General features: G+C 72.5%; 6 protein-coding genes. All 6 read right to left on the bottom strand.

From position 1 onward, the window contains the following. Positions 1-214: 214 nt before the first annotated feature. Complete coding sequence (locus ACSDR0_RS41685; RefSeq protein WP_435294489.1) at positions 215-1,120, bottom strand: oxidoreductase; 906 nt, start codon at positions 1,118-1,120, stop codon at positions 215-217. Positions 1,121-1,151: 31 nt separating this feature from the next. After that, positions 1,152-2,402 (bottom strand): beta-ketoacyl-ACP synthase II, encoded by a 1,251-nt coding sequence (gene fabF, locus ACSDR0_RS41680; RefSeq protein WP_435294488.1) that lies wholly within the window; start codon positions 2,400-2,402, stop codon positions 1,152-1,154. Beyond that, positions 2,392-2,649: an acyl carrier protein gene (locus ACSDR0_RS41675; RefSeq protein WP_435294487.1), complete on the bottom strand. Its 258-nt coding sequence runs from the start codon at positions 2,647-2,649 to the stop codon at positions 2,392-2,394. The genes fabF and ACSDR0_RS41675 overlap by 11 nt, the downstream gene beginning before the upstream one ends. An 83-nt stretch (positions 2,650-2,732) precedes the next feature. After that, the gene (locus ACSDR0_RS41670; protein ID WP_435294486.1) at positions 2,733-5,126 is read right to left on the bottom strand and encodes a beta-ketoacyl synthase N-terminal-like domain-containing protein; all 2,394 of its coding nucleotides are present in this window, start codon (positions 5,124-5,126) and stop codon (positions 2,733-2,735) included. Beyond that, on the bottom strand, positions 5,123-6,223 hold the full coding sequence (locus ACSDR0_RS41665; RefSeq protein ID WP_435294485.1) for a hypothetical protein: 1,101 nt from the start codon (positions 6,221-6,223) through the stop codon (positions 5,123-5,125). Before ACSDR0_RS41665 ends, ACSDR0_RS41670 begins: the two co-directional genes overlap by 4 nt. A gap of 93 nt (positions 6,224-6,316) precedes the next feature. Then, complete coding sequence (locus ACSDR0_RS41660; protein WP_435294484.1) at positions 6,317-10,324, bottom strand: amino acid adenylation domain-containing protein; 4,008 nt, start codon at positions 10,322-10,324, stop codon at positions 6,317-6,319. Positions 10,325-10,371 lie beyond the last annotated feature (47 nt).

Raw genomic sequence — 10,371 nt, 5'->3', positions numbered from 1 at the left:
TGGTCCGCGCCGTCGCCGAGGACGTCCCCCTCGACGAGGTGGCCGAACTGTGCGGCATCACCCCGGTCGAGCGCCCCTCTCCTCGCCAGGGAGGCCGGGCATGATCACCTGACACGTGGTCTTCGGCTCCTGGCCGTCACCGCCGGCCCCTCGGCGAGCGTCGGTTCGGGGCCGTGACCTCCTCCCCGGCGTGTTCCCGGCCGGGAAGGCGGCGTCACACGGGATAGCGGATGCCGGTCATACGTTCGGACTCCTCCCACAGCCTGGCCTGCGCCGCGGCGTCGTGGGACCGGGCGCTGGAGCGGGTCAGGACAGGGTGGCCGCTCAGCCCTCCCGGTCCGGGCGGGGCGTAGTAGCCGCCTCCTCCGGCCGCGGGATCGGTGGCGGCCCGCAGCGTGGACAGGGCTCCCACGGAGGCGCTCTGGAACAGCAGCGATCCCACGGTGCGGTTGACGAGGTGCACCACGCCGGGCAGGTGGCGGGAGAGCGCGGTGCCGCCCACCAGCCCGGGGTCCGCCGCCAGCGCCGCCGTCTCGGCGCCGGAGGCGCTCAGGCGGCGCTGGAGTTCGTAGGTGAACAGCACGTTGGCCAGCTTCGTGCGGCTGTAGGCGACGAAACGGTTGTAGAAGCGCTCGGAGTTCAGGTCCCCCAGGCCGATCCACCCCCAGCGGTGCGACACGCTGGCGACGGTGACGATCCGGGAGCCGGGAACCGGGAGCATCAGGTCGAGCAGGAGGCCGGTCAGCGCGAAGTGTCCCAGGTGGTTGACGGCCAGCTGCAACTCAAGGCCCTCGGCGGTGCGGGTCAGCGGCAGCGCCATCACCCCGGCGTTGTTGACCAGCAGGTCGATCCGGTCGTGGCGGTCGTGCAGCAGCCCGGCCGCCCGCCGTACCGAGGCGGGTGAGGCCAGGTCGAGCGGGACGACCTCGGCGCCGGGTCCGACGCGTTCGGCCGCGCGCGCGGTTCCGGCCGTGTCGCGGCAGGCCATCACCACCGTGGCACCCTTGGCGGCCAGAACCTGGGCGGTCCGCAGGCCGAGTCCGGAACCGGCCCCGGTGACCACCGTGATCCGCCCCTCCTGCCGGGGGATGTCGTCCTCGGTCCAGCGGCCTGCGCTCATGACATTCACCCTTTCCCGGATCGAGGGCCGCTCAGTCCGCGGGGGTGAAGACAAGGGAGGCGTTCTGGCCCCCGAAGCCGAACGAGTTGGACAGCACCGGCCGGACACCGACCGGCCGGGGAGTCGCGGCCACCACATCGACCGGCAGATCGGGGTCGGGCCTCTCGAAGTTGGCGGTGGGTGGTACCAGGCCATGTCGCATCGCCAGCAGCGACACCACGGCCTCGACGGCGCCGGCGGCACCGATGAGGTGCCCGAGCGCTCCTTTGGTGGCCGTGACCGGCGGCGACGCCGGTCCGAAGACCTCGCCGATGGCCGCGGCCTCGCTGGCGTCGTTGGCCACGGTGGCCGTTCCGTGGGCGTTGACGTGCCCGATGCCCGTGGGAGGAAGCCCGGCGTCTGCCAGGGCGAGACGCATGCATCGCACCGCGCCGCCGCCCCCGGGCGACGGCGCGGTGATGTGGTAGGTGTCGGTGGCGCGCCCGTAGCCGGCCACCTCACCGTACACGCGCGCTCCTCTCCGGAGTGCGTGGTCGCGCTCTTCCAGCAGCACGAACGCCGCGCCCTCGCTGAGGACGAACCCGTCGCGCCCGGCGTCGAAGGGGCGTGAGGCCCGGGACGGCTCGTCGTTGCGCAGGCTGAGCGCGCCCATGCGGGCGAAGGCCGCGAGACCCAGTACGTTCACCGCGGCCTCGGCGCCGCCGGCGATGACGATGTCGGCCAGATCGTTGCGTATGAGGGTGGTTCCCTCTCCTATGGCGTCGGCACCGGCGGCGCACGCGGTGGTGACGCACGTACTCGGTCCGGTCCAGTCCAGCCGTGAGGCGATGACCGCGGCGGTGGCGTTCGGCATGATCATGGGTATGGCCCGCGGGCTGAACCGCGTCGGGCCGTGGGTGAGGAAGACCTGGACCTGGTCATGGAAGCTGGCGATGCCGCCCAGCCCGGTGCCGACCACCACGGCGCACCGCTGCGGGTCCGGCCGCCCGAGCGACGCGTCGGACACCGCGTCGACGGCGGCGGCGAAACCCAGGTGGGTGACCCGGTCCGTCTGGCGAGCGCCCTTGGCGCCCAGGACGTCGGCCGCGTGAAAGTCGCGGACCTCGCCGGCGAATCGCACGGGCAGATCGGCGCAGTCGAACCGCTCGACCGGCCCGATGGCCGAGTGTCCAGCGAGAACGGTCCGCCAGAGGGACGCCACATCGTTGCCCGCCGGTGTCCTGACGCCGAGCCCGGTCACGACGACGCGCCGCCGCGACACCGGCGGCGTGTCAGATCGCATCGGTCTGTGCCGCGTGGTCGTCGATGATGTCCAACGCCTGGGAAACGGTGCTGATGTCCTTCAGCGCGCCATCCGAGAACCGGAGGCCGAAACGATCCTCGATCGCGGTTATCAGCTCGATGAGATCAAGGCTGTCCGCGTCCAGGTCTTCGCGGAACCGGGCCTCCTCGACGAGGGCGTCCGGGTCCACGGCCAGCACTTCGCTGGCGACCTCTCGCAGGATTTCGAGGTGCTGTTGCCTGTCCAACGTGGTCCTTCCCTAAAGGTGGTAAAGGCGTCTCGCGCACTCCGGGGCGGCTTCGCGCTCCGTGATCAGCGGTGTCGGCTTCGTCAGGGGGGAGGGAGGGGCGGGTGCGGGTCGTCCCCGCCCGGCCCGCGGGCGGCGCTCGACGCCTCTCCCGCCGAGACGCCCGCTGAGACGTCCCGTGAGATGTCCTTTGAGACGCCCGCCGAGGCGTCTCCTGAGATGTCCTCTGAGACGCCCGCCGTGGCGGCCGTCTCCGCGGGCGAGAGGAAGACCACGTTCTCGGCGTAGATCCGAATGGTCGGACGATCCACGAACAGCGAGACGGGCACCCGCACCTGGAGCCGCTCACCCAGCCGGGCCGCGATCTCGATCAGCTCCAGGGAGCCGATGCCCAGGCCGAAGAGGTCCTCGTCCAGGTCGACCCGGTCGGCGGAACCCAGCCCGAGGATCTTGGCGACCTCTCCCTGAAGGAAGGCCTGTACGATCTCCACCTTCCCGCCGTCGTCCGCCTCGTCCACCTGCCGGCGCAGGCTCTCGTCCAGGGGCGCGGGAGCGCCCGGATCCGTGCGCGCCGGGTCCACCCAGTGCCGCCTGTGCTCGAACGGGCAGGGCGGCAGTGGCACCCGCCGGCCGGTGAGGAACGCGGCCCAGTCGACAGCATCCCCCCGGATCCACGACCGCCCGACGGCGTCCAGCCACGCTTCCCGGCTCTCCAGCCATGCTTCCCGGCTCTCCGGCCGCGTCTCCACGGCCGGGTGGGGCGGGCGATCGGACGGGCCCGCGGGGACGCCGCCGTCCGCGACCGCGGGAACGCCGTCGGACAGCCCGGCGGGGACGCCGCCGGCCGCGGGGGTGTCGCCGTCCGCGACCGCGGGGACGTCACCAGCCGCGACCGCGAGGGTGTCACCGGCCGGCGCCTCGGCGTCGTGGACCCGGCCCGGTTCGCGCAGCGCGAGCGTGACCGCCGCGTCCCGCGTGTCCCGGCAGACCACCGCACGCCGGTACGTGTGCGCCCGCCGTCCCGTGGCGAGCGTGTACGCCACGTCGGCGAGGTCCAGCGTGGCGTGCTGGTCGTGGAGCCGGCGGGCGAGGTCGTCGGTGAGCTTCTCGAGCGCGGCGGCCGAGCGCGCGGAGAGCACGAGGAGCTGGGAGCCGTCCGGGGCCGCCGCGGGCTTCGGCGCCGGGGCCTCCTCGAGGACGACGTGCGCGTTCGTGCCTCCCACGCCGAACGAGCTCACGCCCGCGCGGCGCGGGCCGTCCCCGGTGGGCCACTCCTCGCGCCCGGTGCTGACCCGGAACGGCCCGATGACGGAGTCGGGCTCGGCGACGTGCAGGCTCGCGACGAGTTGCCCGTGTTCCAGCATCAGGGCCGTCTTGATCAGACCGGCCACCCCCGAGGCGCAGTCGAGGTGGCCGATGTTGGACTTGACCGAGCCGATGGCACACGGCTCGGCCCGCTCGCCGAAGACCTGTGTCAGCGCGGCGAGCTCGACCGCGTCGCCGAGCACCGTGCCGGTACCGTGCGCCTCGACGTACGAGATCGTGTCGGCGGCGCATCCGGCGACGTGGAGCGCCTCGGCGAGCACGTCGGCCTGTCCTTGGACGCTCGGAGCGGTGTACCCGGCCTTCGCGCCGCCGTCGTTGTTGACCGCGGTTCCCCGGATGACGGCGTGGATGTGGTCGCCGTCGCGCACCGCGTCGGCCAGCCGTCGCAGGACGACGACGCCGACGCCGTCACCGACGACCGTGCCCCGCGCCATGGGGTCGAGCGCCCGGCAGTGCCCGTCGGGAGAGAGGATCATGCCGTCCTGGAAGAGGTAGCCCTCCACCTGGGGCAACTTGATGTGCGCGCCACCGGCGAGGGCGATGTCGCACTCGCCGGCGAGCAGGCTCAGGCAGGCCAGATGCACGGCCACGAGAGACGTCGAGCACGCCGTGTTGACGCCCACGCTGGGCCCGTGCAGGTCCAGCCGGTACGAGACGCGGGTGGCCAGGAAGTCCTTGTCGTTGCAGAGCATCAGGCGGTACCGCTCCTGCGTCGACCCGGTCCGGTAGCGGCCGGCCAGGTTGTCCAGCAGGTAGGTGTTGAGTCCGGCACCGGCGTAGACGCCGATCGTGGCCTGCGCGCCGCCCGGGAGATGACCCGAACGTTCGAGAGCCTCGTGCGCGCACTCGAGGAAGTGGCGCTGTTGCGGGTCGATGAGCTCGGCCTCCCCGTCGGGGATGCCGAAGTAGCCGGCGTCGAACAGCTCGACGTCCGGCAGGATCTGCCCGGCCTTGACGTAACGGGGGTCGCCGAGCAGTGCCGGGTCGACGCCCGCCGCGAGCAGCTCCTCGTCGGTGAAGAAGGTCGTCGACTCCCGGCCCTCGCACAGGTTCTCCCAGAACCTCTCGATCGAACCCGCTCCCGGGAAGCGGCACGCCATCCCGATGACGGCGATCATGGACTCCCGATCCTCGTCCGCCGGGTGCGTCATCTTTTCTCGCCCAGGTCGATGCCGAGGCTCTCGGCGATCGGGCGCATGTCGAGGAAGTTGTCCGCCACGTACCGGGCGGCCTCGTCCGACGCGCCGAGCCGCCGGAAGAGGTCGACCAGTGCCGCCTCGTGCGCGGCGGCGTCGCCCCTGCCGGCGGCGATCTCGAAGGTGATCCTCTTGAGTTCCCGCTCGATGGCCGGAAGGTCCATGGTCCGGGGGAACCGGACGCTGTACGTCGGCCGGTAACGGTCGCCGTTGCGGCTGAACGCCCTGATCTGGCTGGAGGCGTTGAGTTTGTAGAACATGCAGTCCCAGTTCCGGAACGAGTAGTGGTTCAGCAGGGGAAGGAGCCTGCAGTGGGTCTCGAAGGGCGAGGAGCGGTACAGGCCCTTGGCGGTCAGCTCCGCCACGATGCGTTCGGGGTCGTACTCGTCGCGTCCGGCGGCGAACGGGAAGACGATCTTCGGTAGCTCGGCCTCGTCGGCGACGAGCAGCCGCTCGATCTCGTCCCCGAACAACTCGTGCGTCAGGTCGCGGCCGAAGGCGCGGTAGAAGTCCCGCACGATCTTCCGGACGGACGGCTCCATGGTGAGCGTTTGCTGGGGGTCGGCGCAGATGAGGATGTAGGGGATGCCCTCCCGGCGGGCGCGGAGGATCGCCCTGATGACGAAGAACGTCCGGCACGACAGGCAGGGCAGCTTCTCGTCCAGATAGTTGCCCGATCCCTTCGGCACGGGCCGGCCGAACACGCTTCGCATGACCTTCGTGACGCCGTCGTCCCTGTCGATGACGAACGTCGCCGGGATGCGCTCGCGGGCGAGCCTGATGTTGCCGGCGGCGTGATCGCTCTCGAACGGCGGCGAGAATGTGTAGGAGAGGACCCGCAGGCCGCGTTCGTTGACCATCTTGTCCAGCAGGTAGGTGCTGTCCTTGCCGCCGCTGTACATCAGCAGGCAGTCGTATCGCCCGTGGTGGGGCGCCGGGGTGTTCCGCTCGAACTCCTCGTACGCCTCGCGGACGGGGGCGACGTTTCGCACCAGATGCGATGCGATGTCCAGGGTGCACACGTTGCAGACCTGGTCGGCGTCCAGGGTCACCCCGGGATGTCCCTCCTGGAGAAAGCAAATCTTGCAGTACGACACTCCGTCACCTCCGTCGGCCGAACCATCGCCGTGGCGTGTCACCGTCGTTCACCGCCCGTCTCCGGACCTCTGCCGCCGTCGCCTCAGCCGGTCGAGCGCGGCCCGCCCCTCCGTCCCGTCACCGGCGGCCACCCGTGCGCCGTCCGCCCGCGCCCCGTCCGCCCGCGCCCCGTCCGCCCGCGCCCCGTCCGCCCGCGCGCCGTCCGCCCGCGCGCCGTCCGCCCGTGCGCCGTCCATCCGCGCCCCGTCCATCCGTGCGCCGTCCGACGGCGGGCGGCTCAGGTGCCGGGCCATCGAGCGGATGGTCGGGTGCGCGAACATGTCGACGTGGGTGAGTGACGCGTCGAAGTCCGCCCGCAGCCGGGAGGTGACGTACGTCAGCAGCAGCGAGTCGCCGCCCGCGTCGAAGAAGTTCTCGTCGGCCCCGATCCTGTCCAGGCCCAGGACGCCGCACCAGATCGCGGCCACGGCCCGCTCGACCGTGGTCCGCGGCGCGACGTACGGCACGTCCGGCGCGAGGAGCCGCGCGTCCGGGGGCCGGGGCAGTGACCGGCGATCGACCTTGCCGTTCGGGGTCCGGGGCAGTCGTGGCACGATCACCAGCGCCGCGGGGACCATGTATCTCGGGAGGATCGCCATCAGATGGTCTCGCAGCCGCGCCGTCAACGCCGGCCGGGCCGTCTCGGCCGTGGTCACGTAGCCGACGAGGTGGCGGGCACCGGGGGCGTCGTCCCGTACCACCACCGCCTCGACCACCTCGGGGTGCTCCCGGAGCGCGGCCTCGATCTCGCCGGGCTCGACGCGGTAGCCGTTCACCTTCACCTGGTCGTCGAGCCGGCCGAGAAACTCAAGGCGGCCGTCGGGCAGGTAACGCACCTGGTCACCGGTCCGGTAGAGGCGTTCGTCGCCGGTGCGCAGCGGATCGCGGACGAACCTGGCGCGGGTGAGATCGGGGTCGCCGAGGTAACCGGCCGCGACACCGTCACCTCCGATGTACAGCTCGCCCGGTGTCCCCGGGGGCACCGGGCGCCCCCAGGGATCGAGTACGAAGAGCCGGGTGTTGGCGACGGGCCGGCCGATGGTGACGGGCTCGCCGCCCACGACGGCCCCCAGCGTGGAGAAGATCGTGGTCTCGGTGGGCCCGTAGCCGTTCCACACCCGTCCCGCGCGGCCGAGGAGGGCGTCGGCGAGGTCACGCGACATCGCCTCGCCGCCGCACAGGACCGTGAGCCGGGCGTCCCCGGCCCAACCGGCGGCGATCAGCATCCGCCAGGTCGCCGGTGTCGCCTGCATGATGGTCGGCCTGCCGTCCTCGACCCGTCCGCGCAGCTCGAACCCGTCCGTGACGGCGCGCGCCGGAGCCACGTCGACGCTGCCTCCCGTGATCAGCGGAAGGAACAGCTCGACATAGGCCATGTCGAAACAGACCGTCGTGACCGCCAGGAGCGTGTCGGCCTCGGTGACGCCCAGCGTCCGCGCCAGCGAGCACAGGATGTTGGTCAGGCCGCGATGACCGATCCGCACGAGCTTCGGGTCGCCGGTCGAACCGGAGGTGGAGATCAGGTAGACGGGGTCCAGCGGCACGGCGAGGTCGCCGCGCGGCCGGCCGGCCCGCGAGATCGCCTCCCCGAGCCGGTCCAGGACGACCAGGCGGGAGGCCTGCCCCCGGACGCCGGCTTCGAGGCCGCTCTGGGTGAGCAGGAGCGACAGACCCGAGGCCGACACGATCCGGGCGATTCGTTCCGCGGGGTAGATGGGGTCCAGCGGCACGAACGCCGCACCTGTCTTCATGACCGCGAGGAGCGCGACCACCATCTCGGCCGACCGTTCGAGGTACACGCCGACGGCGTGCCCCCGGCCGGCGCCCTGGCCTCGCAGGTAGGCCGCGAGCCGCGTCGACCGGTCGTCCAGCTCCCGGTAGGTCAGCGTGCGCCCCTCGAAGACGACCGCGGGCGCGTGCGGGCGGCGCACGGCCTGCCGCGCGAACAGCTCGTGCACGCACTCGTCCCGCGGGTACTCGGCCGCGGTGTCGTTCCAGGCGACGAGCACCCGGTGCCGCTCGTGCTCAGGCATGAGCGGCAGGCGGGTCACCGCGGTCCCCGGAGCGTCGGCGGCGGCCCGCAGGTATGCCGCCAGCCCGGCGGACAACGTCCGCGGCGTCAGGCCGGGCCCGGCCTCGCGGGAGAGGAGCAGGCGGCACGCGCCGCCGTCGCTCCGGATCTGCAGGAGCAGTACGGTTCCCGGCCGGGCGACGGCGTCCGCGCCGAAGTCCTCCACCGACTCCACGACGACGGGCAGCCCGTCCTCGGCCGGGGAGGAGCGGGAACGCAGCCGCGGATGCCGTGCCCACACGTCGGGGGAGAAGGCGCCGCGTCCGGCCAGCACGTCGAGCCGCCGCGCCATCTCCGCCCTGAAGGAGGCGAAGTCCTGCCCGTCCACGACCGCCGGCAACCGGAACGGCAGGTGGCGGGCCGTTCGTCGGTCCGGCCCGGCACCGGGCACGGCCGGCCCGCTCACCTCGATGTCGTGGCCGTCCTCACCGACGTACCGGGACAGGAAGGTGAGGACCCCGGTGAGCAGCCATCGCGCCCGTTCCCGGGCGGGCATCGCGTCGATCCCCCCGGGAAGGGGGACCGGCGCCGCCTCGTGGCCCGCCTGACCGGCGCGCGCCCGGCCGAGCGGCGGGCAGAGCGGCTTCAGCGTGGCCAGGCGCTCCACCCACCACGCCTCCCGGTCCGCCGGCGCGGTCACCGCTTCCGGCGGCCCGGCCTCCAGGCCCGCCGGAGCGGGCAGCTCGGCGACCGTCCCGTCAGGTGCGGAGATCATCGCCTCCACCAGGGCGCGCAGGTACGCCAGCAGCCGCCGCGCCATCGCTTCCGTGAAGCGCCGCCGGTCGTGGCCGAGGTTGAGGACAAGACGGCCGCCCCGGTACGCGCTGAGGGTGAGCGGGTAGCCGGTGTGCCCCTCGAAGGCCGCCTCGCGGCGGCTCCACGCGCCGCCCATCGAGGCGAAATGGGAGGCGTAGTCGTAGTTCTCGAAGGCGACCACGCTCTCGAAGAGCGGTCCCGGGGTGCGGATGCCGGCCCAGCGGCGGATCTGGGCCGGGGAGGAGTGCTCGACGCCGCGCAGGGCGATCTGATCATGCCGGAGCGCCCGCCACAACCCGGCCACCGTCGCCTCCGGGCGCACGGTGACCCGGAACGGCAGCGTGTTGACGAACATGCCGATCATGGCATCGGCGCCGTCGAGAAACGACCGGCACGCCCGCACCGCGCCGAACACCACGTCGTCCTGGCCGCTGAGCCGGTGGAGCAGCACCGCCCAGGCCGCCTGGACGATGTTGTTCGGCGTGACGCGATGCTGCCCGGCCCGCGCGTACAGGCGTTCGGCCGTCTCCTCGGGCAGCTCGTCCGTGACGGCCCCGAACACCGGCCCGCCGGGATCGGGTTCGCGGGCCGAGTCCACGACGAGCGGCGCCGGCCCGCCGATCCCGGCCAGGTGCGCGCGCCAGAACGCCTCGGCCTCCGTGCGGTCCAGCCCGGACAACCAGCCGATGTAGTCGGCGTACGGGCGTGGGGTCCGCGGCTCCCCGGCGGGCGTCCCGTCGTAGAGCCCGAACAGCTCGGTGACGGAGATGACGCAGGACCGGCCGTCCATCAGCGCGTGGTGACACGTCCAGACGAACCGGTACTCCTCGTCCCCGGTACGGATGAGCGCGAAGCGCATGGGCGGTCCGTCGGCGAGGTCGAAGGAGCGGACCTTGTCGGCGTCCAGGTACTCGCGGATGCGCGCGTCGCGATCCGTCAGATGACGCAGGTCGTGGACGGACACCTCGACGGGGACGTCATCACGGACCACCTGGCTCGGCCCGTCGGGATGGTCGAGCAGAAACCCGGTGCGCAACGTCGGGTGGCGCCGGACCAGCGTCCGCAGGGCCCGCTCGAACCGGGGAAGGTCCATCGCGTCGTGCACGGTGACCAGCATCTGGATGACGTAGGCGCCCGTGTCCGCGGCGTCGACGCTGTGCAGGAGCATCGCGTACTGCATCGGCGACATGGGAAAAACCGGGAGAACAGGGGGAACGGGGGAAGGGCCGTGGTGTG

The sequence above is a fragment of the Streptosporangium sp. G11 genome (genome assembly GCF_051192615.1).
Lineage (GTDB): Bacteria > Actinomycetota > Actinomycetes > Streptosporangiales > Streptosporangiaceae > Streptosporangium.
This window is presented reverse-complemented; position numbering and strand designations above follow the sequence as displayed.

Coding starts and splice junctions, on each gene's coding strand:
- ACSDR0_RS41685 (WP_435294489.1), bottom strand. CDS start 1,120: ATGAGCGCAGGCCGCTGGACCGAGGACGACATCCCCCGGCAGGAGGGG.
- fabF (WP_435294488.1), bottom strand. CDS start 2,402: ATGCGATCTGACACGCCGCCGGTGTCGCGGCGGCGCGTCGTCGTGACC.
- ACSDR0_RS41670 (WP_435294486.1), bottom strand. CDS start 5,126: ATGACGCACCCGGCGGACGAGGATCGGGAGTCCATGATCGCCGTCATC.
- ACSDR0_RS41660 (WP_435294484.1), bottom strand. CDS start 10,324: ATGTCGCCGATGCAGTACGCGATGCTCCTGCACAGCGTCGACGCCGCG.